Below are 26211 nucleotides of genomic sequence, written 5' to 3'. Positions count from 1 at the left end.
TTCTTTACTGCGTTACCAGCGGGCAACCGCTTTTTGCGGGGTCCATGAAGGCTTCCTTGCCGGGAATGGTGGCCAGCACCTTGTAATAATCAAAGGGCTGCTTGCTTTCGTCCGGCTTCTTCACTTCCATGAGATACATGTCGTGAATCATGCGGCCGTTGGCGGCGACCTGGCCATCCTTGGCGAAGACGTCATTGACCGGCATTTCCTTCATGGCCTTTGCAACGGCATCGGCATCGTCGGTGCCGGCCTTTTCGATGGCCTTCAGGTAGTGCAGCACGGCGGAATAGGTGCCGGCATGGACCATGTTCGGCATGGCGCCGGTGCGCTCCTTGAAGCGTTCGCCGAATTTGCGCGATTCATCGTCGCGATCCCAGTAAAAACCTTCCGTCAGCGTCAACCCTTGAGCCGCTTCGAGACCGAGGCCGTGAACTTCGGCGAGTGTGAAGAGAAGCGCCGCGAGCCGCTGGCCACCGGCGACGATGCCGAACTCGGCCGCCTGCTTGATGGCGTTGGAGGTATCGAGACCGGCATTGGCAAGACCGATAACCTTCGCGCCCGAGGACTGCGCCTGCAAAAGGAAGGAAGAGTAATCCGTCGTGGCGAGCGGATGGCGCACGGAACCCAGCACCTTACCGCCATTGGCCTTGACGAAATTGCCGGTGTTTTCTTCCAGCGAATAACCGAAGGCATAATCGGCGGTCAGGAAGAACCAGCTGTCGCCGCCCTGCTTGACGAGCGCACCGCCGGTGCCGACCGCCAGCGAATAGGTGTCATAGGCCCAGTGGAAACCATAGGGGCTGCACTGCTTGCCGGTCAGTTCGGTGGTTGCCGCACCCGTATTGATGGTGATCTTCTTCTTGTCCTTCGACAGCGCCTGCACAGCCAGACCCACCGACGACGAGGTCAGTTCCATGATCGAATCGACCTGTTCGGTATCATACCATTGGCGGGCGATATTGGAGGCGACATCCGCCTTGTTCTGATGATCGGCGGTCACCACTTCCACCGGCGCGTCGAGCACCTTGCCGCCAAAATCCTCAACCGCCATCTTCGCGGCCTCATAAGAGTATTTGCCGCCGAAATTGGCGTAGACGCCCGACTGGTCGTTCAAAATGCCGATCTTGACCTTGCCGTCCGAAATCTCGGCGGCATAAGCGGCGGTGCCAGCGGCCAGCACCATGGCCGTGGATAAAACGATACTCTTGCGCATGACTTCTCCTCCCAGAGATGATTGCGAGCCTCAGATTGTCTGTGCAACGGTGAACGAAACCATTGCACCTGAACGGTCACACCGCCCTCCTCAAAGCGATGCATCCTGAGCCTAGACTTCTCGAATTCGGCCGTTGACACAAGAGCGGGGCATCATCAAATTGCGAACAGGAACTGTTCATTTTTGAACAGAACTTTTGATGGGAGACGAATATGGCCACCCCTTTCACCTGGGACGACCTACAATATTTTCTGGCCGTGGCCCGCACCGGGCAGCTCTCATCGGCCGCCCGAAGCCTGCGCACCAGCCACGCCACCGTCTCCCGCCATATCGACCGGCTGGAATTTTCCCTGAAAACCAAGCTGTTCGAGCGCAATCCGCGCGGTTATGAACTTACGACCGTCGGGCGGCGGCTGGTCGATACCGTCGAGCGCATAGAGGCTGAAGCGGAAAGGCTGCAATCGGACATTTCCGAAAGCGGCAGCTTGCTGCGCGGCGTGGTGCGCCTTAGCGCGCCTGAAGGTTTTTCCAATTTTTTCTTCGTGGAGAGGCTGAAAGACTTCGCCGTCACCCATCCCCACATCATGGTGGAGATGGTGACGATCCAGCAGATCATGGCGCTGTCCAAAAAAGAGGCGGATGTGGCGGTAACGCTCGATCCGCCAAAGGCCGGTCCTTACATCAATGAACAGATCATCGATTACACGCTGCATATCTATGCCTCGCGTTCCTATCTCGCCGGGCGGCCGAAAATTGTAAAGCGCGAGGACCTGCTCGACCACTTCTTCATCGGCTACGTGCAGGACCTGATCTTCTCACCGGGCCTCGATTATATGCGTGACGTGCTGCCCGGTCTGCGGCCGAGTTTCCAGTCCTCGAGCATTTTTGCGCAGCTGACCGCAACGCTAAGCGGCAGAGGGCTGTGCATTTTGCCGAATTTCATCGCCGCCCGCTTTCCGGATCTGCAAATGGTGCTTTCCGGTGAAGTGGAGCTGCGTCGAGGCTATTGGCTGACGAGCCACCAGGACCTTGCCAACGTGCCGCGGGTGCGCTCGCTTATGGATTTCATTCTCACCACCGCCCGCGCCCACCAAAATCTCTTCGTGCTCGATCGAAAGACGACCGCTTGAGCGGCATCGTTCACATTTCGGCGACACCGTGTCTACCGGTGGCGAATTGGAGAACGCGCCCAACTGCTTATATGACTGACAACAACAAAGCTGGCTGGCAAAGCCGGCATCCTCCGACATCTGGAAGGTCATCATGAAAAAGATCGGATTCCTGTCCTTCGGCCACTGGACGCCCTCGCCCCAGTCGCAAACCCGCTCGGCTGCGGACACGCTGCTGCAATCGATAGACCTTGCCGTGGCTGCGGAAGAACTGGGCGCTGACGGCGCCTATTTCCGCGTGCACCATTTCGCCCGCCAGCTTGCCTCACCCTTTCCGCTGCTGGCCGCCGTCGGCGCGCGCACGAAGAAGATCGAGATCGGCACCGGCGTCATCGACATGCGCTATGAAAACCCGTTCTACATGGCGGAGGACGCCGGTTCGGCCGATCTCATCGCCGGCGGGCGCCTGCAGCTCGGCATCAGCCGCGGCTCGCCCGAGCAGGTGATTGATGGTTGGCGTTATTTCGGTTACCGCCCGGCCGAGGGCCAAAGCGAAGAAGACATGGCGCGCCAGCACACCGAAGTCTTCCTCGAGCTTCTGAAGGGCGAAGGTTTCGCTGAGCCGAACCCGCGCCCGATGTTCCCCAACCCGCCCGGCCTTCTGCGGCTAGAGCCGCATTCCGAAGGGCTGCGCGAGCGCATCTGGTGGGGCTCAAGCTCCAATGCGACGGCGGTCTGGGCGGCAGAGCTTGGCATGAACCTGCAAAGCTCCACCCTGAAGACGGATGAAACGGGCGAACCTTTCCATGTCCAGCAGGCGCAGCAGATCCGCACCTTCCGGGAAGCCTGGAAGGAAGCAGGCCATAACCGCGAGCCGCGTGTATCGGTCAGCCGCAGCATCTTCGCGCTCGTCAACGACCGCGACCGGTCCTATTTCGGTTACGGCAACGAAGGCGACGACAAGATCGGTTATATAGACGACAAGACGCGCGCGATCTTCGGGCGCAGCTATGCCGCCGAGCCGGAAAAGCTGATCGAACAGCTGAAGGCAGATGAAGCCATCGCCGAGGCCGACACGCTGCTCCTGACGGTGCCGAACCAGCTGGGCGTCGATTACAACGCCCATGTGATCGAAACGATCCTCAAGCAGGTAGCACCGGCCCTCGGCTGGCGCTAACGGCACGCTTGGAAATGAGGGCGGCGCATTTTATGCGCCGCCCTTTTATTTCACCGCCTTGCCGTAGCGGGCGAAGCTTTCCGCTAGCGGCGTGGTGCTAGCGCCGGGGCGCTCCGGACGTTTGTAAACACCGTCCCGCACATGGATCGGCTCTTCGAAATGATCCTTGATCCACGGAATATATTCGAGAACAGTCGAGGCCGGGTGCCAGTAGCTCAGATGCACATGCACCTGGCTCATCTCGCCGGCATGCGGCACAACGGGCAGGCGATGGGCAAGCGCCAGATCGGCGACCTGAATATATTCGGTGATGCCGCCGAGCCGGGTCACATCCGGCTGGACATAGGCGACCGCACCCGCATCGATGAATGAGCGGAACGCATCCACCGTGTAGAGCTGCTCCCCGAGCGCAATCGGAATGGATGTATTGCGCGCCAGCCGCGCATGGCTCGTCACATCGTCATACCAGAGCGGCTCCTCGAACCAGTAAATGTCCAGATCCTTCGCCGCCGCGCAGAAACGCAGGCAGGTCGGCAGATCCCACTTGCCGTTGCCGTCGATGGCGATGCGGATGGACGAACCGACACGCTTGCGCACGGCCGCAAGGCGGGCAATGTCGATATTCGGATCGTCATGCCCGACCTTGATCTTCAGGCGGGTGAAACCGTCTTCCTCCACCGCCCTTGCGCTGCCCGCCAGCAAATCTTCCAGCGCGAAGGAAAGCCAGCCGATATCGGTATTATAAGCCTCCACCGCCGCCGTGCGCGCGCCGCCGAGATAGTGCCAGAGCGGCACGCCCGCCTTTTTCGCCTTCAGGTCCCAGAGCGCAACGTCCACTGCCGCCAGCGCCAGATGGGTGATGCCCGCCCTGCCGACCCATTGTAGAGCCGGATAACGGGCCAATTTCGTCCAGAGCCTCGAATGCTCCGACGCATCCTCCCCCACCAGCAAGGGCGCGTAACAATCGCTGATGCAGGATGTGATCAGCCTGTCCGACGGCAGATGCGCGTGGGTGCCGGTAAAACCATAGCCCTCAAGGCCATCGCTGGTGGTGATCTTTGCACCGACGACGCCCCAATGGGTGATGCTATGGGTGGAATCGGAAATGGACTCCGATGTCAGCGGCAGGTGCAGGATGAAAGGTTCGACAGCGGTAATTCTCATGATCGGTCACTCCTCGATGCTTGATCGCTTCCGGGGAGGAATAGACGCCGCGCGCCGCGACCACGGGCCGCGAAGATGGCTTTCGGGAAATTGCCAGACCGCCCTCCTCCAGCAGCCGGCTTCCAATGACGGATAGAGCTAAAGCAAAAATGGCCTTTGTAAAATAAAAAATTTTTTATTTTTAATATTCTACCATTGCCAGTTCTGCAAAGCTGGGCGATGATGCCGCCATGAACTCGCTGGTCAAAGTCACGCTCGCCGAACAGGCGCATCAGGAACTGCGCGCGCGCATTGTCAGCGGCAGATTGCGCGGCGGCGAACGCCTGCTCCCGAACGAGCTTGCCGCCGATCTCGGCATCAGCCCCACGCCGGTCAAGGAAGCGTGCCTGAAACTCGAGGCCGATGGGCTGGTGGTCAATTCCTCCCGGCGCGGCATGGTGGTTCGCGATTTCACCGTGGAGGATGTGGAGGAACTTTACGCCGCCAGAATGCTGCTCGAAAAAGGTGCGGTGGAAGTGGCCTTCGATGCCGGGCAACTGGATGGAGCCCTGCACGCGGAGCTTCTGGAAAGCCTTGCGAAACATCGCGAATTCGCCAAAGGCTCGACGCTCGACGAATTGTCGAAAGCGCTTTTTTACGACCGCAGCTTCCATGCGACCCTTGTGTCGGCGGCGCGCATTCCGGTCATTTCCGGCTCGCATGATCGCATTCTCGACCAGACCCACACGGTTTTCGTCTCTATCCTCGGCGATTACGCCCGCTCGGTTGAGGAGCACCAGAATATCGCCGATGCCATCTCCGCCGGCAGCAAGGCCCAGATCGTCGATGCCCTGTGGCGGCATCTCGAGCGCAGCCGCCAGAATACGCTGCGCCAGGTCCGGCTGCTCAAAGAGGCCGGCGCCTGATCATTCCGCATGTAAGGGGAGGAACCGACATGATGCGCCACAAGCCGGATGCCGCAACGAGAGCGGCGCAAGCCACAACCGCCCCGTTCCGCATGGGGATTTTGCATCGATGACAGATCGGCTTTCCGCTGCAACCCTGCCCCGCCTGGCGCAATCCGTCACGACACCCGCCTATGACCGTCAAAGCGTCACGCCCGGCATCGTCCACCTCGGCGTCGGAGCCTTTCATCGGGCGCATCAGGCGGTTTTCATCGACGATTGCCTTAATCGCGGCGAAACCCGATGGGGCATCGTCGCGGCATCGCTGCGCAGCCCTGATACGCGCGACGCCATCGAGCCGCAGGATAATCTCTACACCTTTTGCCTGCGTGACGGTGAGAGCGAGCGCATGCGCGTGATCGGTTCTATTCTCGAAACCATCGTCGCGCCGGCAGAGCCTGAACGGCTGTTGGAGCGGATGGCCGATCCGCGCGTCCTCATCGTCACCCTGACCGTGACGGAAAAAGGTTACCTGACCAATCTCGCCTCCCGCAGCCTGCTGCGCGATCATCCCGATATCGTCCATGATCTCGAAAACCAGGAGCGGCCGCGCTCCATCTTCGGCTTCATCCTTGCGGCCACACGGCGCAGGCGTAAAGAGGGTTCCCGGCCCCTGACGCTCCTTTCCTGCGACAACCTGCCCGCCAACGGCCATGTGCTGCAAAAGCTTCTGCTGGAGTTTGCGGAATTGACCGATCCGGAACTGGCATCCTTCATTAGAACCAATATTGCCTGCCCCTGCTCGATGGTGGACCGGATCGTTCCCGCCACCACGGATGCCGATCGCGAGGCGATTTCGACCGCACTCGGCCTCAGCGACGCCTGGCCGGTGGTGGCCGAACCCTATTTCCGTTTCGTCATTGAAGACCGTTTTCCGCATGGAAGGCCGGCGCTCGAGAAATCGGGCGTGGAATTCGTCGGCAATGTCGAGCCATACGAGCATATGAAGCTCAGAATACTGAATGGCTCCCACAGTGCCATCGCCGCCATCGGCCAGATTGCCGGCCTTGCGACGGTGGCGGATGCATGGGATGAAAAGCCCGTGCGCGATTTCATCGATGCCTATTGGCGCGAGACCGAACGGACGCTCGACCCCGCCGTCGACGGGGCGGAATTCGCAGACGGCCTGCGGGAGCGTTTCGCCAACCCCTCATTGCAGCACAAGACCATGCAGATCGCCTCCGATGCGTCGCAGAAAGTGCCGCTGCGCATTCTTGGCCCCTTGCGCGAATTGCTTGCGGAGAAGGCTGAAAGCCGGGCGGTCATTTTCGCCGTCGCGCTCTGGATCAGGTCCTGCGCGGACAAGAATGAAAAGGGGCAGCCGATCACCATTCTCGATCCCGCTTTCAAGGAGTGGGATGCGCCGGATCAACTGGCAATGACGCCGGATGCAGTCGTCGACCGATTTTTGACTTTCGAGCGCACATTTGGCAGCGACCTGCCCAGGAACGAAACCTTCGTCCTAGCGCTGAAAGCCGCCTATCGCGACATTCGCGAACAGGGCGCGCTTGCGGCAATCGAGCGTTTCCTGAAGTCCTGAAAAAAGAACAGGCCGGAAATCCGGCCTGTTCTTAACCTCGGTCGTCAGCCTTCAGGCCGTCGCTGCCAGCCGTGCCGCCTTGCGGCGTTCCACGCGGGCGCGGATGGCATCGACATCCGTGATCGGCGTCGCGGCGAAAAGCTGGCGGGTATAGGGGTGCTTCGGATCGGCGAAGAGTTCCTCGCGCGTGCCCTGCTCCACCGCCACACCCTTCGAAATGACCATCACATCGTCGGCGATGTAACGCACCACCGAAAGATCGTGGCTGACGAAAACATAGGTCAACTCGAATTCTTCCTGAAGGTCGGCGAGAAGGTTCAGCACCTGCGCCTGCACCGAAAGATCGAGCGCGGAGACCGGCTCATCCAGCACCAGCAGCGCCGGGTTCAGCATCAGTGCGCGCGCAATGGCGATGCGCTGGCGCTGGCCGCCGGAGAACATGTGCGGATAACGGTTGAAATGTTCAGGACCGAGACCGACCTTCACCAGCATGGCTTCGGCCCGCTCGCGTCGCTCGGAAGCCGGCATCTTGGTATTGATGACCAGCGGCTCCATCAGGACGTCACCCACCTTCTGGCGCGGATTGAGGCTGCCATAGGGGTTCTGGAACACCATCTGCACCTTGGAGCGCATCTCCGTATCGGGACGGCGTCTGGCGATGTCAACCGGCTTGCCTTCAATCTTGAGTTCGCCGCCGGATGCCGGATCGATCAGCGCGATGATGCGGGCCAGCGTCGATTTACCGGAGCCGGATTCACCGACGATGGCGAGCGTCTTGCCGCGCTCGACGGTAAAGTCGATGCCCTTCAGGGCCTGCACCGTCTTGGCGCCGCCGAACATGCCGCCGGGAACGTGATAGTCGCGGGTAATGCCCTTGCCTTCGACAACGATACTCATTGAACGCCCTCCTTGCCGAAGAAATCGGAAACCGTGGGCAAACGGTCGCCGGTGGCATTTTCCGGCAGGGCCGAAAGCAGTGCCTTGGTATAGGGGTGCTGCGGGGCTTCGAACAGGCTCAAGACATCCGCCTCCTCCATCTTGCGGCCCTTATATTGTACCACGACGCGGTCGGCGGTTTCCGCCACGACGCCCATGTCATGGGTGATGAGAATCAGCGCCATGCCGTATTCTTCCTGCAGATTCATCAGCAGATCGAGGATCTGCTTCTGGATCGTCACATCAAGGGCGGTGGTCGGCTCGTCGGCGATCAGCAGGCGCGGCTTGGAGGCGATCGCAATCGCGATCATCACGCGCTGGCACTGGCCGCCGGACATCTGGTGCGGATAGGCCTTGAGCTTGGTTTCCGGCTCGGGAATACCGACAGCCCGGAACAGTTCAAGGGCGCGGGCGCGCGCGGCAGCGCCGCTCATGCCGAGATTGAGGCGCAGAACCTCCTCGATCTGGAAACCGACCGTGAAGGACGGGTTGAGCGAGGCGATGGGCTCCTGGAAGATCATGGTGATCTCGCGGCCGATCAGCCTGCGGCGCTCCTGCGGCGACATGGCCAACAGGTTCTTGCCGTCGAAGGTCATCTCATCGGCAGTAATCGTCGCCGTATCGGGCAGAAGCCCCATGACGGCGAGCATCGATACCGACTTGCCGGAACCGGACTCGCCGACGATGGCCAGCACCTCGTGTTTGTCGACGGAGACATCGATGCCGTTGACGGCCGTGAAGGCGCCGGTGGCGGTGGCGAATTTGACGGTGAGGTTTTTGATTTTCAGCAGGCTCATTGCTCAGCTCCGCTTCAGTTTGGGATCGAGCGCATCGCGCAGGCCGTCACCCATGAGGTTGATGGCGAGCACCGAGATCAGGATCGTCAGGCCCGGAAGGGTCACGACCCACCAGGCGCGCAGGATGAACTCGCGCGCTTCCGCCAGCATCGTTCCCCATTCGGAGGCGGGCGGCTGCGCGCCCATGCCGAGGAAGCCGAGAGCGGCGGCATCGAGAACCGCGGACGAGAAGGAGAGCGTCGCCTGAACGATCAGCGGTGCAAGGCAGTTCGGCAGGATGGTCTTGAACATCAGCCGGAAATTGCCGGCACCGGCCACGCGGGCGGCGGTGACATATTCTCGTCTCAACTCAGTCATGACGGCCGCACGCGTCAGACGCGCAAAATGCGGTTGGTAGACGATGGCGATCGCGATCATGGCATTGGTGAGACCCGGCCCGAGGACCGCAACCAGCACCAGCGCCAGAAGCAGCGACGGAAACGCCAGAATGACGTCCATGACGCGCATGATGACGGTGTCCACCCAGCCGCCGAAGAAACCGGCGACAAGACCGATGACGATGCCGCCGACAAGGGCGATGGAGACGACGACGATGCCGATGAACAGCGAATATTGCGCACCATAGATCAGGCGGGACAGCATGTCGCGGCCCACCGCGTCGGTGCCGAAGAAGAAGGCGGCACGACCGCCTTCCTGCCAGACCGGCGGCACGAGCAGCGCATCGCGATATTGTTGTGTTGGATCATGCGGGGCCAGGATGGGCGCGAAGATCGCCACCAGCACAAGCAGGATGAAGACGGCAAGCCCGATGACGGCGCCGCGGTTCTGGCGGAAATAGAACCAGAAATCGGCAAGCATCCGGCGGCGGATGGCGGCGTCCGAAAGACGGACGCCGGGAGTGGTGGTCACATCGGTCATTTGTGACGGATCCTCGGATTGATGAGGCCATAGGTCAGATCGACGAGCAGGTTGACGATCATCACCAGACCCGCAATCAGGAGCAAGCCGCTCTGCACGACAGGATAGTCGCGGCGCGAGATGGAATCGATCATCCACTTGCCGATGCCCGGCCAGGAAAAGATGGTTTCGGTCAGGATGGCGCCCGCCATCAGCACGCCGATCTGCAGGCCGATGGTGGTGATGACCGGGATCATGGCGTTGCGCAGCGCATGGATGCCGACGACACGGGCTGGAGACATGCCCTTGGCGCGGGCGGTGCGCACATAGTCCTCACCCATGACTTCCAGCATGGCCGAGCGCGTCTGGCGCGCAATCACCGCCAGCGGAATGGTGGCGAGCACGACGGAGGGCAGGATAAGATGCGAAAAGGCCGACACGAAGGCGCCCTTCTGGCCCGAAATCAGACTGTCGATCAGCATGAAACCGGTGACGGAGGGGAAGAAATACATCAGCGAAATGCGGCCCGACACCGGCGTCCATTGAAGAATGCCGGAGAACATGATGATCAGCAGCAGTCCCCACCAGAAGATCGGCATGGAGAAGCCGACAAGCGCGGTCGTCATGGAAATCTGGTCGAACCAGGAACCGCGACGGATGGCAGCGATGACGCCGACCGGCACGCCGATCAAGGTTGCGATGATGATGGCGACGAGACCAAGCTCGACCGTCGCGGGGAAGAGCGACAGGAACTCGGTCAGAACCGGCTTCTTGGTAACCAGCGAATTGCCGAGATCGCCCTGAAGCAACCGTCCGAGAAAATGAAGATATTGTTGCCAGATGGGCTGGCTGAAACCGAGTTGTTCGGCAAGCTGCGCATGCCGTTCGGGTGAAATGCCGCGTTCGCCCGCCATCAGCAGCACGGGATCTCCCGGCAGGACGCGCACGAAGGAGAAGGCGACAAAAGTGATCCCGAGAAATGTCGGAACGAGATAGAGAAGTTTGCCGAGAATGAACCGGATCATGGCTTTTTCCTGAAAAGACGCGCGGAAGAACAGGGTCCTTCCGCGCGTCCGTTGTTTGGGATTATTCCGCGATGTCGACGTTTTCGAAGGTGAAGTCGCCAAGCGGGCTCATGGTGAAGCCGGAGACCTTGGCGGACATGGGAACGAACTGCGTGGAATGCGCAAGCGTCGCCCACGGAGCCTGTTCCTTGAAGATCACCTGCGCCTGTTCGTAAAGCTTGGTGCGCTCGGCAACGTCAGTCGCCTGCTTCGCCTTGGAAATCAGGTCGGAGAACTCCTTGTTGCACCACTGCGCACGGTTTGTGCCGCCTTCGCCTGCCGAAGCGCAGGAGAGCAGAACGCCCATGAAGTTATCAGGGTCACCGTTGTCACCGGTCCAGCCGAGGATGACGGCGCCGTCGCGGTTCACTTCCGTCGACTTCTTGAGATATTCACCCCATTCATAGGAGACGATCTCGGCCTTGACGCCAACCTTGGCGAAATCCGCCTGGATGAGTTCGGCGGTGCGGCGCGCGTTCGGCATGTAAGGACGCTGAACCGGCATTGCCCAGATCTTCATCGACAGATCCTTGACGCCAGCGGCTTCGAGAGCCTTTTTGGCCGCTTCCGGATCGTACGCATCGTCCTTGATGCTGTCGTTATAGGACCACATGGTCGGCGGGATCGGGTTCTTGGCAACCTGACCGGCGCCCTGGAACACGGCGTCGATGATCGCCTGCTTGTTCATCGCCATGTTCAGCGCCTTGCGGACTTCCGGCTTGTCGAAAGGCGCAACGGTCGTGTTGTAGGCGAAGTAAGCGACGTTCAGACCCGGCTGCTCATCGAGCTTCAGGTTCTTGTCGGCGCGGATGGTCGCCAGATCAGCCGGAGCCGGGTATGGCATCAGGTGGCATTCGCCAGCCTTCAGCTTCTGCAGGCGAACGGCGGCGTCAGGCGTGATCGCGAAGATCAGGTCGTCGATCTTCGGAGCTTCACCCCAATAGTCGGCATTCTTCTGGTAGCGGATGACCGCGTCCTTCTGATAGGCGACGAACTTGAACGGGCCGGTGCCAATCGGCAGGTTGTTGAAGTCTTCCTTGGTGCCGGCCTTTTCCAGCGTATCGGCATATTCCTTCGACACGATGGAGGCGAAAGGCATGGCGATATTGGCGAGGAACGGCGCTTCCGGACGCGTCAGCACGAACTTGACGGTGTAATCGTCGACCTTGACGATGTCCTTGATCAGCGACGGCATTTCCATGGAGTTGAAATATTCGTAGGTGATGCCTGCGATATACTGGTTCCACGGGTTCTTAGCATCGCGCTGGCGGTCGTAGCTGAAGATCACGTCATCGGCGTTGAATTCGCGGCTCGGCGTGAACTTTTCGTTGGAGTGCCACTTCACGCCCTTGCGCAGGTGGAAGGTATATTCCAGACCGTCGCTCGAAACTTCCCATTTTTCGGCAAGGCCGGGCTCAACTTCGGTCGTGCCCTTCTTGAACTCGGTCAGGCGGTTGTAGACCGGATGCGCGGAAGCGTCGAAGGTGCCGCCGGCGGTGTAGGGCGACGGATCGAAGCCTTCCGGCGATGCCTCGGAGCAATAAACGAAGGTCTTCGCCATGGCGGGCATGGCGGAAGTGATCGCAATCGCAGAGGCGATAAGCAAACTGCGGGTCAGCGTTTTCATCTGGTGGTCCTTTCCCTCTTTTTCTGAGTTCCTGCGGCCCCGTCCGGGGGCCTACCTCTTCTGGTCAGCAGCGACGCGGGAGCCCCATGTCGCCGTTCGGTCCTTTGCCTCCCGACCAATTACCCGGCGACCGGCTGAAACAACCGGTCGAGGTTCTTCTCCGGCGGGCAGAACCAGAGCGGTCCCGCCTCCGTCATATAGGCTATGTCTTCGAGACGGACGCCGCATTCGCCATAAACGCACAGCATCGGCTCGATGGAAAAACACATGCCCGGCTTAAGCGCCGTGGTGTTTCCTGCAACGATATAGGGTTCTTCGTGAATATCCAGCCCAAGCCCGTGGCCAGTGCGGTGCGGCAGGCCGGGAAGCTGATAATCCGGGCCGAAACCGGCCGCTTTCAGGCTCTCGCGCGCGGCCCTGTCCACATCCGAACAGGCAGCGCCGACTTGGGCTGCGGCAAATGCCGCCGCCTGCGCGTCGCGCTCGGCGTTCCAGAGGAAACGCTGCCGTTCCGTCGGTTTGCCGAAGACATAGGTGCGGGTGATATCGGAACGATAACCGTGAAGAATGCCGCCGAGATCGACCAGCACCATATCGCCTTCGCTGAGCGTCTGCGCATGGGGCACGCCATGCGGATAGGCCGTCGCCTCGCCGAACTGGACGGCCACGAATAGCGGCTTCAGGCCAAGGGCAATATGCGCCGCGTTGACGAAATCGGCGACTTCCGTGGTGGAAACGCCGGGACGCAGCCCTTCGAAAACGGCCTTCTGCACGCGGTAGCTCGCGTCCATCGCCGTCTGGATGATGGCGATCTCGGCTGCGGATTTGACCTGCCGCTGGGCGACGATCATCGGCTGGGCGGAAATGATGCGGCCTTCCAGACGTTGCATGAGGGCCGATGCGAAGACAAAGGGGGTGGCGGGATCGATGGCAACAAGATGACCGGGACAGGCCAGCGCCTCAATGCGCCTTGCCATCAGGTCGAAGGGGCTTTCATCCTCTTCCCAGACGGCAACCTCACCCGGAATGCGGATGAGCGTCTGAAGCTTCGGCTCCTCGAAGGTCGGACTGACATAGACCGGAGGGCCTTCCGACGGCACCAGGGCGCCATGAATGCGCTCGGAAAGACCAAGCGACAGGCCGGTATAATAGGTCAGCGACGATGATGCATCGAGCCAGACCGCCTTGATATTTTGCTGGATCATTCGCGCCTGCAGGCCGCGTAGCCGCAACCCGAGCTCGTCTTCAGCGATCGATGAAACCGCGATCGGCTGAAACCGCTTCAGCGTCTCTAGAAAGTCTGCCATTCTCTCCCCGCCGCTTTCGGGCCGCAGACACAGGCGTGCCGGCAACCTCCCAAGCGTTCTTTTGCACATGCTTAAACACAGGGCGGGGGCTAAGCAATGGCCCGGCCGGGCGCACCACGACAAAACTGTGCAAATTTATCTAGACATAACGGAAATGTGATCGACGCACGCCTGATTTCAACACGCGTTGCCTTGACGGAGAAATTCAAAATCCCCTGGAAATCCAAGGGCGATCACGGCTCGCCCTCGGCACTGAGCCAGCGCGCAGGAAGCCGTCAGCCAAAAATATTCAAGGAAAACACGCCCAAAAAGGAAAAAGCCTGCCGCGGGAGGAGGTGCGGCAGGCTTCAAACTTGATCGGCGATTGGGAGGAGGAGTACCACCGATCCACATCGAGCGACGCTGGGAGGAGGAGTGCGTCGCTTCGATGATTTGAATATAGCGGTATCCGTGATTTTTAACAGAGCAAGTCTCGCAATGCAGCATTGCATTTCTGCATAGCTCTGCAATTCCTGCCCGGTTTTTCAGCACTCCCCGGAATCGTGGGAAAATCAGCTTTCCCGATAGACCTGGAAACCGGCGAAGGACTGGTTGACCGGCATGAGTTCGAGGCTGTTGATGTTGATGTGCTTGGGCTGCGAGGCGACCCAGTGAATGGTGTTGGCAATATCGTCCGCCGTGATCGGATTGACGCCCTTGTAGAGATTGTCCGAGGCTTCCTGATTGCCGCCGGTGCGCACCAGCGTAAATTCCGTTTCGCACATGCCGGGCTCGATGGATGTCACCCGCACGCCCTTGCCATGCAGGTCGGAACGCAGGCCAAGCGAAAACTGCCGCAGGAACGCTTTGGTGCCGCCATACACATTGCCGCCCGTATAGGGGTAATGTGCCGCCACTGACGAGAGGTTGACGACAATACCCTTGCGCCCGATCAGCGTCGGCAACAGATGATGGGTGACGTTGAGGAGACCGGTGATGTTGGTGTCCACCATGGTCTGCCAGTCTTTCAAGGGCACCTGCGGTGCGGGCGCGGTGCCGAGTGCCAGACCGGCGTTGTTGACGAGAACGTCGATATCCCGAAAGCCCTCCGGCAACCCGGACAGCGCCTTTCCAGTCGCCTCCTCGTCGGTGATATCGAAGGCGAGGCCATGAAAGGCGGAGCCGAGTTCAGCGGAAAGCGCCTCCAGCCGCTCCGCCCGCCGACCCGTACCGATGACCTTCCAGCCCTCCTTGACGAAGCGCCGCGCCGTGGCCTGTCCGAAGCCGGATGTCGCGCCGGTGATGAGGATGGTTCCGCTCATGATGATGCCTCCACTCTATTCGTTTTTTCAGGGTCAATCGGTGTCAGTAACTTTTCGGCCGCCGCCGCGAGACAGCGCCTGTAGGCCTCGAGATCCGTATACAAGGCCTCTTCGGGAGCATCGCCAATGATGATGACGCCGCCGCGCCGCAAAATCCCGCCATGCAGCATGAGATTGTCGACCATGTCGAAATTCTCGATCGACAGCCCGTCCGGCCCGCGATAACGGCCCGTTTCATCCAGGGTGGCGACGCCGCCATAATGCGCCTTGATGCGGGTGAAGTGATTGGCCGCAACATTGGTATAGGCAAAGACCGGCTTGCCCAGCGCGCACATGAAACCCAGTTCATAGCTGGTTCCCGTATCGGCCGCGATGCCGCGAAACGGCGTGAGATTGGCGATCACCGCATCCGCTTCCAGCATCATCCGCTCATCGACGGCATTGATGTTGCAGCCGTGACCGACCCTGGTATCCGCCGGCGGGATTTGCAGATCGCCCGGCGAAAGCGGCGTGAAACCGGCTTCCCGCGCCAGCGAGGCCTTGAGATCGAGCATTTCGCGCGCGTTCGGCAGGAAGACTTCCGGTCCGGCGAGATAGATTTTCTTTGTCATCAGGAATTCATGCGATTTGTCAGGAAAGAATGTCTGACCCTAACCCGGGGACTTTCGCAAAGGCAAGTACCAAGGGCGGTGGAGCGCGATGCGCTGGGCGAGCCGATAAAACGGTATCGTCCCGCCGCTCTTTCCGTTATAGCCGGAGCAGGAAACTGGAATTTCTGGAGCAGGACATGGCAGCACCCATCCGTTACCACGAAGGCGATATTTCCGCCGAAGATGCCGCGCGTTACAACGGCGCCATCGCAATCGATACGGAAACGCTGGGACTGGTGCCGCGCCGCGACCGCCTCTGCGTCGTTCAGCTTTCGCCGGGCGACGGCACCGCGGACGTCATTCGCATCGCCGCCGGCCAGAGGCAAGCGCCAAACCTCGTGCGGATGCTTGCCGACCCCGCCCGCCAGAAGATCTTTCACTATGGCCGTTTCGATATCGCTGTTTTGTTCCACACCTTCGGCGTGACGACCACGCCGGTCTTCTGCACCAAGATCGCCTCGCGGCTGACCCGCACCTATACCGACCGGCACGGGCTGAAGGATAATCTCAAGGAAATGCTGGAAGTCGATATTTCCAAGGCCCAGCAATCTTCCGACTGGGCTGCCGAGACCCTGTCGCCGGCCCAGCTCGAATATGCAGCCTCCGACGTGCTGCACCTGCACGCGCTGCGCGACAAGCTGAAGGGGCGTCTCGTGCGTGACGGCCGCCTCGACCACGCCGACGCCTGTTTCGCCTTTCTGCCGACCCGCGCGAAGCTCGATCTCCTCGGCTGGGAAGAAACCGATATTTTCGCCCATAGCTGAGCCTTCTGCCGCTTCGTTTAAGCACTGATTTACCAGAATTGCCTATTCTCGGCCGCAACTTTGGGCGGCCGGGGATTTTCCAGATGATTACTCCGTTACAGCGGACGGCGGGCATTGCAGTCAGCGACCTCATGCGCTCGATGGTTGAAACCATCGAAGAACGCCAGCGCGAAGAGCAGGAAAAGGCCAACGGCACCAAAAAGAACGATGCGGTCAAGACAAACCCCCTCCCGGACGAAAGCCAGCGCGCCGCCAACGAGAAGATAAGCGCCTATCTCTTCGGCGCCATGAAACTCGATCCTGACGCTTTCTTGTCCCTCATCTCCCGGTTTGTTTCTGCGCTTGGCGTCACGCAGGAAGCAAACGAATCGAGCTTTGCCTTCGCAAGCCGGCTCCAGGACGCGCTTACGCTGACCCAGTTCGAAAAATCCGACGCACTGGGAAATGCCAGGAAAATTTCCCTGATATCCTTTGGCGTTTCGGAAGCGCAGGTCGTGGATGTGCTGAACAGCGGCGCCAACGCCAAGACCGCCCCCATGGCCGCGCTTGCCGCCCGCATTGCGAAGGGCGCAGGCCTGACCGGCACGGAAGAGGATTTCGGCGAGCAGATGTCGAATGCCATCATGGCGGCGCGCGCGACCCTGCCGAAAAACGTCGACGATCTGGAAGAATCGACCGGCATCAAACAACTCGGCGTCTCCGCCCGGCAGATAATCGCCGCCATCGCCAACCCCTATGGCGATGAGGCGCGCGCCGTTAAGGACGCGCTGAACCACCAGACGCAGAGCGCCAGTTTCATGACGCGTGAAACCCTGAAGGTCATCCAGCGTCTGGAAGACGTCGCCGATCCCAAAACCAAGGAAGAGTTGCAGGCCGAACGTGGTGAAGAACGCATCGGCGAGATCAACGATGCCGAAGTGAAGGCCGAAAGGAAACAGGATATTCAGGCCCGCGATGCGCAGGGCAAGCTTGACGACGTTAAAGAGCTCCAGGACGTCGTGAAGGAGCATATCGAAGCTTCCGGCGACGAAAAAACGGCAGGCGACGACCCGCAGGCGCCGGCCGACACGTCATCGGAAACGACACTGATCTCCGTACTTGCAGCTGCGCCCGCTGAGCAGGCCCCGGCGGAAACCGAAAATGTGCCCGCGGAGACAGACACCGGCCGCAATCGGGCCGAGACGGAAACGGGCGGCCAAAAACTGCTCGATGCGCAGGCGCTTGTCGAAGACGCCCGCAGAGCCATTTTGCCGATCTCGATCGACGACAATGGCCTTTATGAACTGCTGAAGAAGAAGGCGGCATGACTGCCGCTCCCGATCATTCCCTTGAACAAAACATGATGTGAGTTCAGACATGACCGATATTTCCGGCCTGGCTGGCAGCGCCGCTTACGACACAGAGCCTAATGCCGCGCAGGCGCTGCTATCCATGGCCGCCCCGCCGCTCGTCCCCGATGATGCGGCCTTCACCGCGCCCGCTGAGGAAGCCAGCCCCATCGACCCCGCGAACGCTCAACCCGAAAGAAGACTTCCCAAGGCAAGCTGGCTCGACGCCATGCCGCCGGAAGCTTTTGAGACGGCACCCAGCGATCCCGACCATATTTCCTCTGTCAATTCCGACGATAACGGCCTTTACCGGATGTTCATCGGCGTTTCTCCCTAACGGACGCCAATTCGTTGGTTAGCCAAATCTTAATATCTGCAAGCCAAGATTGAGCTTGATGATTCTGTATGCGCTGCAACCGGCATTGCGGCCAGAGGCGTATACGGCGCTCCCGCATGAGCGGGCGAGATGACACCTGTCCATCACCGGCGCGGCGATTTTTTCAACATTCAAGCCAGATGCGGATCACAGAGCCAATGGGGATTGGCCCTTTCGCCGCCAGCGGCGGTCACCGATAGAAACGGAGCGCAGCATGTTACCGCCTGTCGCGAAAATTGCGGCAACCGACGCCGCCTATGGAGCCACGGTTTCACTGACACCGCGCGAGCAGGTGAAAGAGATCGCACCGCCATTGCCGAGCACCCCCGCCCCTGAAAACAGCAGCCTTTTTGCCCGTGCGGCAATCGCCTCCCTTACCAGTGAGTTTCAGCTCTCGCGCAGCACCGCTATTCTCGCGGAAGCGCTCGGCAAGCTGATGAACCTGCCGCGGCGGGATGGCGAGGCCATAGAGACCTATGTGACGCGGCTGACGGAAGCGCTCCGCACCCTGCCGGCGTCACAACGCCTGGCGTTGGAACAGCAGGTCGGCAAGGCCCTGCAGGGTCTGACCCTTTCGATGCTCGCCGAAATCCTGAAACAGCCGACCGGACCGGATGCCGCCCGCCTCGCGCTACTGGTCGAGCTTTCCCGTTACAGGGGAATGGATCTTGCGGCGAAGGCGGTGATTTCCTCCTATCAGCAGAACAATTCCTCCAATCCCGCGCCCGCGCAATCGGCCCAGCCGAAACAGCAGAACGCGCAGAGCCAGAATGCGGAAGCTCGCCCGTCTCCGGCCGCGACAGCGCAGGCGGCAAATTCCGCCACCGTCAGCCGGTTCCTGCCGCTGCTCATCGGGCCGCTCTCCCTCAGCGGCGCAGCAATGAAAGCAACGGTGGCGGCGCTAACGGCGCAACTGGACCCCCGGCCTGCGCCTTCCACTCCGCCTGCCGACACACTTGAGATGCCGACCAATGCCGCAAAGCCGGATGGAAGAGCCGAAAACGCGGCACGTCCGCTTCCGCCACAAACCGGCAGCGTGACGAAGGAAGTATCGGCCGAGGTCCGCCCGGCAAATCCGCCCCGCGCCGAAACGGGCGAAGCCCGCCCCGCCCTTCCGCATCGGGAGACGATGAAGCCGGAGCAGAAAGAAATCCGCACGGGATTTTCCCCGCCATCCGGTCCGCTCGCGGACGACGCCGAGACCGTGAACACCCTGCTGCTTGCCGCCACAGCCGGCAAGCTTCCTGCCAAGGCAGCCGGTACACAGCAGCCTCTGCCCACGCCGCAAAGTGGCGCACAGCAACCGCCCGACGACCAGGCCGCTGAAAAAGCCACCGTCGCAACGGCCGCCGCCCGCCCCTCGGGTGAAGAAACGGAGACGGCGACCCATCGTCCAGAAGCCCAGCCCCTGTCGCGCGCCACACTGGACCCGGAAGCGAGAATGGCGATGCTGGAGCAATCGGCTTCGCAGTCATTGATCGCCGCCGCCCTGGTAAAAGACGGCACGCCGCTGCCGCTCATCGCCTATCCGCCGGCGGACGAAGACTATGAATCGGAAACACCGCCACGCGGAGGCGGTCCCTTTTCCGAGGATGAGGCGGAAGGTGAGGCCGAGACCGAGGCTGAAAATTCCGATGGTCAGGATGATACGGAAGAACGCATTGCTGCCAATGACCCGACCGACGAGCAGGAGAGCACGCCTGCAGCGGCTTCCGACGACAACGCAGAAAATTATTATCTCAAGATGAGCGGCATGCTCTGACAAGCGGGGGCCATTGCCCGCCCACCGGCGCGACCTGGAAGCAACAAAAAACCCGCCGGAAAATTCCGGCGGGTTCTTCATTTCAAAGATCGGAGCGATTATTCGCCGCGGTTCTTCAGAGCCGCGCCGAGGATGTCGCCGAGCGAAGCGCCCGAGTCGGAAGAACCGAACTGTGCGACGGCTTCCTTCTCTTCAGCGATTTCCAGAGCCTTGATCGAAAGCATGACCTTGCGGTCCTTCTTCGAGAAGTTGACGACGCGGGCGTCGACAACCTGGCCAACCGAGAAGCGCTCAGGGCGCTGCTCGTCACGATCACGGGAAAGGTCCGCGCGACGGATGAACGAGGTGAGGTCTTCGTGGTTGACGAGCTTCACTTCGATGCCGCCATCGTTGACCGCGGTGACTTCAGCGGAAACGACTGCGTTCTTGCGCAGGTCGCCGGAAGAAGCGGCTTCGCCAACAGCGTCCTTGCCGAGCTGCTTGATGCCGAGCGAGATGCGTTCCTTCTCAACGTCAACGTCGAGAACGACAGCCTTAACGACGTCACCCTTGTTGTACTCTTCGATGACCTGCTCGCCCGGACGGTTCCAGTCGAGGTCCGACAGGTGAACCATGCCGTCGACATCGCCTTCGAGGCCAATGAACAGGCCGAATTCGGTCTTGTTCTTGACTTCGCCTTCGACTTCCGTGCCAGCCGGATGGCTGTAAGCGAATGCCTGCCACGGGTTTTCAAGCGTCTGCTTGAGACCGAGCGAGATACGGCGCTTGGACGGATCGACTTCGAGAACGACAACGTCAACTTCCTGGCTCGTGGACAGGATCTTGCCGGGGTGTACGTTCTTCTTGGTCCAGGACATTTCGGAAATGTGGATCAGGCCTTCGATGCCCGGCTCCAGCTCAACGAATGCACCGTAGTCGGTGATGTTCGTGACCGTACCGGAGATCTTCTTGCCAACCGGGTACTTGGCGGAGATGCCATCCCACGGATCGGACTCGAGCTGCTTCATGCCGAGCGAGATACGGTGGGTTTCCTGGTTGATGCGGATGATCTGAACCTTGACCTGCTGGCCAATGTTGAGGATTTCCGAAGGATGGTTGACGCGGCGCCATGCCATGTCGGTGACGTGCAGCAGGCCGTCGATGCCGCCGAGGTCAACGAACGCACCGTAATCGGTGATGTTCTTGACGACGCCGTCAACAACCTGGCCTTCTTCGAGGTTCTGAACGATTTCAGAACGCTGCTCGGCACGCGACTCTTCGAGAACCGTACGGCGCGAAACAACGATGTTGCCGCGACGCTTGTCCATCTTGAGGATTTCGAAGGGCTGCGGGTTGTGCATCAGCGGGGTAACGTCGCGGATCGGACGAATGTCGACCTGCGAACGCGGCAGGAACGCAACAGCGCCGTCCAGATCGACGGTGAAACCACCCTTGACCTGGTTGAAGATGACGCCTTCGACGCGCTCGCCAGCTTCGAACTTGGCTTCGAGCTTGACCCAGCTTTCTTCCCGGCGAGCCTTCTCACGCGACAGAACAGCTTCGCCGAGAGCGTTTTCGATGCGCTCGACGTAAACTTCGACTTCGTCGCCGACCTTCAGCGTGCCGTCCTTGGACTTCGCGCCGAATTCCTTGAGCGGAACGCGACCTTCGACCTTGAGACCGACGTCAACGATCGCGACGTCCTTCTCGATTGCCGTTACGATACCCTTGGCAACATAGCCTTCGGCAAGATCGTTCGAGGCAAAGGATTCTTCGAGAAGCGCTGCGAAATCGTCGCGCGTGGGGGTAGATACTGACATGAAATCTCCTGAATGCATCCGCGTGAGCGCGAATACAAAGCGCCGGTGGGCTAGTGTTGTTGATACCCGAACCCATGCCCGCCTTTTCAAAAGGCTTTCCGGCGCAAGGACATGTCTTCAGGCAATTCCGGACTAAACGCAGAGGGCGGCAAGCCGTTCCGCGAAAAACCTATCTCTTCAGGGCGGCGTCGATAATCGTGCGCGCGGCCTGAAACGCCGCCTCTATACTCATTTCCGACGTATCTAGCAAGTGCGCGTCTTCAGCCGGCTTCAACGGGCTGTCGGCGCGGCCCATATCGCGCTCGTCGCGCTGTTTCACCTCGGCGAAAATGGCATCATAATCGCCATTGCCGCCATTGGCCAGAATTTCGTCATAACGGCGCCGCGCCCGCACGTCGGCAGAGGCCGTGACATAGAGCTTCACCGGTGCGTCAGGGCAGACAACCGTGCCGATATCGCGGCCGTCAAGCACCGTGCCCGGCTCTCTCAAGGCAAAAAGCTGCTGGGCCTTGACGAGCGCCCGCCTCACCGGCGTCATGACAGCGATTTTCGACGCCGCCTCGCCAATCTCGTGCCGGGAAAGAACGGCGCGGTCTAGCCCGGCAAGATCGAGTTCCAGCGCCATTTTTTCCGCGACCGCTTCATTATCGAGCGGCAGGCCGGCATCCAGAAGCGCTTTGGCCGTTGCCCTGTATGTCAGCCCGGTATCGAGATGATGAAAGCCATAGGTCTCCGCGATCTTCCGCGAAAGCGTTCCTTTGCCCGCCGCAGCCGGCCCGTCTATGGCAATCGTAAAGGTCATGAAGCGTTCCGTCCGTGCATTCGTCGTCATTATAATAAAGTGTGCAAAGCCTCTCCTATTACATCAGCATTGACGCATAGGGCTTGCGCCAGCGGAGGCCGCACCCGAAGTTTGTCTTTGACACGAAAGAGCGCAACGATTAAGGGGACCGGCTATAAATTTTACCGTCTATGCCGGTTTTACGGCGTACACACCGAAACTCATTCGACAATTTGAGGCTTAGACAGTGGCAAAAGCGGAACTTGGTACCAAGCGCACAGACCCCGATACCGGCAAGAAGTTCTACGATCTGAACCGCGATCCGGTCGTTTCTCCCTACACCGGCAAGTCCTGGCCGCTCTCCTTCTTCGAGGAAAGCACCGCCCAGGCCAAGATGGAACAGGCTGAAGAAGAGGAAGTGGCGGAAGTCGATACCGAAAACACGGAAGTCGAACTCGTCTCGCTGGAAGATGCCGACGGCGACAACAGCGGCGACGATATCCCTGATCTGGGTGACGACGACGACGTCGAAATCGATGACGACGACGACACCTTCCTCGAAACCGACGACGAAGATGACGACGACGATATGTCCGGGATCATCGGCGTACCCGGCGACGACGAAGAAGCTTGATTTTACTTGATAATTCGGCCCGACGACAAAAAAATGACGCCGGGCCGTTTTTTATGCTTGCACTCGCCGGAAAGCCGCAGTAGTAAGCCGCCACCGAACGGAACAACAACCGCTTCGGTTCCCGGAACCGGAAGAAATGCCGGAACCCTTATGGGGCTATAGCTCAGCTGGGAGAGCGCTTGCATGGCATGCAAGAGGTCAGCGGTTCGATCCCGCTTAGCTCCACCAATCACTTTTGCGGTGATATTTTCCCTTTAAAAACAATATCTTGCACTTTTGACTGCTTGCGTTGCGTACCCCGCTTTGTACCCCATCTACGTACCCCGCGTGGGAATAAGTTCGGTGCTCAACGACCAAAGGCCGCTTAGAAGCCCCAAGGAAGAATCATGGGGCAACCAAAGGCGCGGCTGGCATCCTGACGCCCGCTTACCTCTGCCTTCCCGTGGTCCTTCTTGGGGGCTTCGCTTCCACGCCTTCCGAACAATGCGGGAGGTGCAGTGCTTATCAGGGGACATTTTATGCGCAACATCATCACCCGTAACGACATGCACAATGATGCCGTCGAAGCTCTCACCAAACGCATTGTCGAGCTGGAGGCGGCGCTTGCGCTCGGAAAATACAATGTCGAGTTCCTGAAAAATCAAGGCCGGAAGAGTCGCGGAAAAACCAGGGCCATCAAGCAGGGGTACTCCCAAGCTCGTAACCATCTTAGTCAGGCGCTGGACAGGGCAGAACGGGCGGAGCGCTTTAGTGAGCAGTATGCGCGGCTGGCTGGACGCTAATTAGAACCCACCATTAGAGGCTCGCAAACCAGCAGACGGCTGAATTACCCCTCACCATAGAGTTTCTCTCGCCCCGACGATGGTGGCGCGAGAAATCCTTTTTCGGGCCACCCTCAGTTTTTCTTCATGAAAGCTGGCGGTGGCGTTTTTCATTTCCATCACCGGGCTTCCGGTCCCACCTTTCATTAGCTCGGCACCTTTTTCGGCTGCCAGAAGGAACTCCTATGACAAAACTACCGGGATTGACCCGACAAGATGACCGCCCCTCAGTGGGTGGTGCGAACCGTGGCCGTGTGCAGGTTCGGAATCCCATCGGGGACGTAGCCTTGCAGCCGCAGGCTCGCCCGGTGGATACCTATAGCCGCCCTCAGGCCGCACCTTCTGGACCCAACGGTCTCCAGCAGCTCGCCGGGGCGCTTGCTCAAATCAGCCCCGCGCTCACCAACTATCTCGATAACACTTCCGCGAAGGCACAGAAGGACGCCGAGGACCGCGCTATGCGACGGATTGGCGGCATGAGCTTCCAAGAGGCTCGTGAAGCTGTGAACAGCGGCAAGATGAGCGAGATGGATAATCCGTGGTTCAAGGCTGCTTTCATGAAACAGTACGGTGAGCGGCTGGCCTATGAGCGCGTCAACGAGCTTTCGACGGAATACGAGACCAACTTCGACAAGAACTCCGGTGATGTCGATGGTCTTATCCGGGGCCGTACCTCTGATGACTTGGACCAATACGGTAACGACCCTCATTTTACTGGAGCGTACACCAAGGTCATGGATGGCTTCGGTGCCAGGGCAAAGACCGCCCAAGCTCAATACAAGACCGAGCAGGTGAGCCGACACTGCGTCCCTACGGTGATCGTAAGACGTCATCGTGCCATAACGACCGTCTGAGTAATCCTCTTTAGGTACCTCATAGCAAGTGGTTTGCACGTCGTATCAGCGTGCCCAACTCTTCAACTTTTGTGCGCAAATCGAGGATACTCAGATCAGTGATCGAAGCCAAAGCTGCACGAGCGACGGCCACTTTATCAACTGTCCTCTCCAAAAGATCATCGCTCCCAACGTTATGCTCCTTACGTCTTGCCTTTGGTGCATTCCTGTAAAAATAAAGGGGATGATCATACCGACCTCCCGCAGCCGGGTATGCATAAACTCCTTCGTAAACATCCTGCACAGCTGATTGAAGCATGGTGTGATCAACATAGTTTTCGATTTCGCGACCAGCGGTGACCCATGCCAGTCCACGGCCATTACTAAGCTCATCAACCAAACGCGATTTAGTAGAATTTATCGTGTCGTTTTCGCTCTTTAGGTCACTATCGATGACAATTGCCATATTTTGATTGAGCGACTTAAGCTCAATAAAGTCTTCTACCCATCCTTCGACTTCGCCATCATCATCATCTGACGCGGAAAGGTGACTCAATAGGCGCCCGCCGTAAAACATAATCGAATAGTGGATACCCTCTTGGAGTTCCGGGAACGCAAGGCTCAGCCAATGCTTAATATAAATTCGGTCAGACGGCCCCTCCACCCACACAATTGAATTGGCCTGAACGATATCCGAGGCTTTATAGCCAAGATCGGCACATATGCTGACGCGAGATGAACGAAGCACACTCTCCGATATTCTGGTCTGTTCGCCATCATTTGAAACGTGGAAAATCGTAGACCCCGGGGTATCGATAAAGCTCGCAGAATGTGTAGCTATAAAGTACTGATTGGAGGTATTTTCCTGTAGGTATTTGATAAGTTTTCTTTGGAGCAGAGGGTGCAAATGTATTTCCGGCTCTTCAATGCAGACGATTTTATTTGTTGCGATTGTACAAAATGCTGCAATCATTATTACTTCATGAACTCCAGTTCCGAGCGAGGACAAAGGTAAAACTTTATTGTCCATGTGGACTAGTACATGCGCGCGGTGATGTGGTATTTCTACGCGCGCATCACGCTTCCCCGTTACCGTCTGTAGAAAATGATTGATTTTTTCGAACAGCTTGCGGTCTTCGAGCTTGTCATAACCAGGGCTTTGGATCTCTGCTAATCTGTCGATTAAACCGCCTCCTTTGAAGTCAAAGGCAGTTCCAGACAACTCGATTTGACGTTTCGCTGGTATTATCTCTACAGTCGGAATATCGATTTTCTGCGCACCAATTAACCTTCTTATTGTTTCAGGAGCCCAATTGGACTGTATGCCTCCGCCGAAGGCCGTCTGCCCTGATTTGGTGATTGGCTTTAAGTCCATGCCTTATGTCAT

At 59.3% G+C, this 26211-nt stretch carries 24 protein-coding genes and 1 tRNA gene; 12 read left to right on the top strand and 13 right to left on the bottom strand.

Annotated features, from left to right (window positions below; translation table 11 throughout):
* Nucleotides 1-4 precede the first annotated feature (4 nt).
* Entirely contained in the window at nt 5-1213 is a 1209-nt protein-coding gene (locus O9X91_RS22580; protein ID WP_077984977.1) for an ABC transporter substrate-binding protein, read from the bottom strand.
* 212 nt (nt 1214-1425) lie between these two features.
* Between O9X91_RS22580 and O9X91_RS22575 the strand changes: the two genes are divergently transcribed.
* Nucleotides 1426-2343 carry a LysR family transcriptional regulator gene (locus tag O9X91_RS22575; RefSeq protein WP_077984978.1) on the top strand — a complete coding sequence of 306 codons (918 nt, stop codon included), beginning with the start codon at nt 1426-1428 and terminating at the stop codon, nt 2341-2343.
* A 133-nt stretch (nt 2344-2476) separates the two neighbouring features.
* Entirely contained in the window at nt 2477-3499 is a 1023-nt protein-coding gene (locus O9X91_RS22570) for an LLM class flavin-dependent oxidoreductase (protein ID WP_142913441.1), read from the top strand.
* 45 nt (nt 3500-3544) lie between these two features.
* Here the strand turns inward: O9X91_RS22570 and O9X91_RS22565 are convergent, their stop codons facing one another.
* The gene (locus O9X91_RS22565) at nt 3545-4663 is read right to left on the bottom strand and encodes a mandelate racemase/muconate lactonizing enzyme family protein (protein ID WP_142913440.1); all 1119 of its coding nucleotides are present in this window, start codon (nt 4661-4663) and stop codon (nt 3545-3547) included.
* Nucleotides 4664-4893: 230 nt separating this feature from the next.
* Here O9X91_RS22565 and O9X91_RS22560 point away from each other — a divergent pair, with 230 nt between their 5' ends.
* Nucleotides 4894-5568 carry a GntR family transcriptional regulator gene (locus O9X91_RS22560; protein ID WP_142913439.1) on the top strand — a complete coding sequence of 225 codons (675 nt, stop codon included), beginning with the start codon at nt 4894-4896 and terminating at the stop codon, nt 5566-5568.
* A gap of 109 nt (nt 5569-5677) precedes the next feature.
* Nucleotides 5678-7147, top strand: a complete 1470-nt coding sequence (locus O9X91_RS22555) for a mannitol dehydrogenase family protein (RefSeq protein WP_142913438.1) — start codon at nt 5678-5680, stop codon at nt 7145-7147.
* A 51-nt stretch (nt 7148-7198) separates the two neighbouring features.
* On the opposite strand, the gene O9X91_RS22550 is transcribed toward O9X91_RS22555, so the two are convergent.
* The 8 genes from O9X91_RS22550 to O9X91_RS22515 form a co-directional block, all read right to left on the bottom strand.
* Nucleotides 7199-8044 (bottom strand): ATP-binding cassette domain-containing protein, encoded by an 846-nt coding sequence (locus O9X91_RS22550; RefSeq protein ID WP_142913437.1) that lies wholly within the window; start codon nt 8042-8044, stop codon nt 7199-7201.
* A complete protein-coding gene (locus tag O9X91_RS22545; RefSeq protein WP_142913436.1) occupies nt 8041-8880 on the bottom strand; it encodes an ABC transporter ATP-binding protein in 840 nt (279 codons plus the stop codon). The genes O9X91_RS22550 and O9X91_RS22545 overlap by 4 nt, the downstream gene beginning before the upstream one ends.
* Before the next feature lie 3 nt (nt 8881-8883).
* Complete coding sequence (locus tag O9X91_RS22540) at nt 8884-9798, bottom strand: ABC transporter permease subunit (protein WP_080794364.1); 915 nt, start codon at nt 9796-9798, stop codon at nt 8884-8886.
* Nucleotides 9795-10802: an ABC transporter permease subunit gene (locus O9X91_RS22535; protein ID WP_077984821.1), complete on the bottom strand. Its 1008-nt coding sequence runs from the start codon at nt 10800-10802 to the stop codon at nt 9795-9797. Before O9X91_RS22535 ends, O9X91_RS22540 begins: the two co-directional genes overlap by 4 nt.
* A 61-nt stretch (nt 10803-10863) precedes the next feature.
* Nucleotides 10864-12468 (bottom strand): ABC transporter substrate-binding protein, encoded by a 1605-nt coding sequence (locus O9X91_RS22530; RefSeq protein WP_142913435.1) that lies wholly within the window; start codon nt 12466-12468, stop codon nt 10864-10866.
* Between the two features lie 119 nt (nt 12469-12587).
* The gene (locus O9X91_RS22525; protein WP_142913434.1) at nt 12588-13775 is read right to left on the bottom strand and encodes a M24 family metallopeptidase; all 1188 of its coding nucleotides are present in this window, start codon (nt 13773-13775) and stop codon (nt 12588-12590) included.
* A 551-nt stretch (nt 13776-14326) separates the two neighbouring features.
* Nucleotides 14327-15076 carry an SDR family oxidoreductase gene (locus O9X91_RS22520; RefSeq protein ID WP_142913433.1) on the bottom strand — a complete coding sequence of 250 codons (750 nt, stop codon included), beginning with the start codon at nt 15074-15076 and terminating at the stop codon, nt 14327-14329.
* Entirely contained in the window at nt 15073-15687 is a 615-nt protein-coding gene (locus O9X91_RS22515) for a nucleoside 2-deoxyribosyltransferase (RefSeq protein WP_077984818.1), read from the bottom strand. The genes O9X91_RS22520 and O9X91_RS22515 overlap by 4 nt, the downstream gene beginning before the upstream one ends.
* 176 nt (nt 15688-15863) lie before the next feature.
* Here O9X91_RS22515 and O9X91_RS22510 point away from each other — a divergent pair, with 176 nt between their 5' ends.
* The 4 genes from O9X91_RS22510 to O9X91_RS22495 all read left to right on the top strand — a co-directional run bounded on the left by O9X91_RS22510 (nt 15864) and on the right by O9X91_RS22495 (nt 19956).
* Nucleotides 15864-16490, top strand: coding sequence for a ribonuclease D (locus O9X91_RS22510; RefSeq protein WP_142913432.1), 627 nt, complete (start codon nt 15864-15866; stop codon nt 16488-16490).
* Between the two features lie 83 nt (nt 16491-16573).
* Nucleotides 16574-17797 carry a hypothetical protein gene (locus tag O9X91_RS22505; RefSeq protein WP_269833271.1) on the top strand — a complete coding sequence of 408 codons (1224 nt, stop codon included), beginning with the start codon at nt 16574-16576 and terminating at the stop codon, nt 17795-17797.
* 49 nt (nt 17798-17846) lie between these two features.
* The gene (locus tag O9X91_RS22500; RefSeq protein WP_137412480.1) at nt 17847-18155 is read left to right on the top strand and encodes a hypothetical protein; all 309 of its coding nucleotides are present in this window, start codon (nt 17847-17849) and stop codon (nt 18153-18155) included.
* Between the two features lie 253 nt (nt 18156-18408).
* Complete coding sequence (locus O9X91_RS22495) at nt 18409-19956, top strand: hypothetical protein (RefSeq protein ID WP_142913430.1); 1548 nt, start codon at nt 18409-18411, stop codon at nt 19954-19956.
* 98 nt (nt 19957-20054) lie between these two features.
* Here the strand turns inward: O9X91_RS22495 and rpsA are convergent, their stop codons facing one another.
* Together rpsA and cmk are read right to left on the bottom strand one after the other, a co-directional pair.
* The gene (gene rpsA, locus O9X91_RS22490) at nt 20055-21755 is read right to left on the bottom strand and encodes a 30S ribosomal protein S1 (protein WP_063947182.1); all 1701 of its coding nucleotides are present in this window, start codon (nt 21753-21755) and stop codon (nt 20055-20057) included.
* 169 nt (nt 21756-21924) lie between these two features.
* On the bottom strand, nt 21925-22557 hold the full coding sequence (cmk, locus tag O9X91_RS22485; protein ID WP_142913429.1) for a (d)CMP kinase: 633 nt from the start codon (nt 22555-22557) through the stop codon (nt 21925-21927).
* 226 nt (nt 22558-22783) lie between these two features.
* Between cmk and O9X91_RS22480 the strand changes: the two genes are divergently transcribed.
* The 4 genes from O9X91_RS22480 to O9X91_RS22465 all read left to right on the top strand — a co-directional run bounded on the left by O9X91_RS22480 (nt 22784) and on the right by O9X91_RS22465 (nt 24845).
* Nucleotides 22784-23170 carry a TIGR02300 family protein gene (locus tag O9X91_RS22480; protein ID WP_063947181.1) on the top strand — a complete coding sequence of 129 codons (387 nt, stop codon included), beginning with the start codon at nt 22784-22786 and terminating at the stop codon, nt 23168-23170.
* A 152-nt stretch (nt 23171-23322) separates the two neighbouring features.
* Nucleotides 23323-23398 (top strand) — tRNA-Ala (locus O9X91_RS22475).
* A gap of 290 nt (nt 23399-23688) precedes the next feature.
* On the top strand, nt 23689-23952 hold the full coding sequence (locus O9X91_RS22470; protein WP_269833272.1) for a hypothetical protein: 264 nt from the start codon (nt 23689-23691) through the stop codon (nt 23950-23952).
* Between the two features lie 326 nt (nt 23953-24278).
* A complete protein-coding gene (locus O9X91_RS22465; protein WP_269834393.1) occupies nt 24279-24845 on the top strand; it encodes a hypothetical protein in 567 nt (188 codons plus the stop codon).
* 19 nt (nt 24846-24864) lie between these two features.
* Here O9X91_RS22465 and O9X91_RS22460 read toward each other — a convergent pair whose 3' ends face one another.
* Nucleotides 24865-26199 carry an ATP-dependent nuclease gene (locus tag O9X91_RS22460; RefSeq protein ID WP_269834392.1) on the bottom strand — a complete coding sequence of 445 codons (1335 nt, stop codon included), beginning with the start codon at nt 26197-26199 and terminating at the stop codon, nt 24865-24867.
* Nucleotides 26200-26211: the final 12 nt, after the last annotated feature.

The organism is Agrobacterium salinitolerans (assembly GCF_027498475.1).
GTDB classification, from domain to species: Bacteria; Pseudomonadota; Alphaproteobacteria; order Rhizobiales; family Rhizobiaceae; genus Agrobacterium; species Agrobacterium salinitolerans.
Note: the sequence above shows the minus strand (reverse complement) of the source record. Positions and strands in the feature narration are given on the sequence as shown.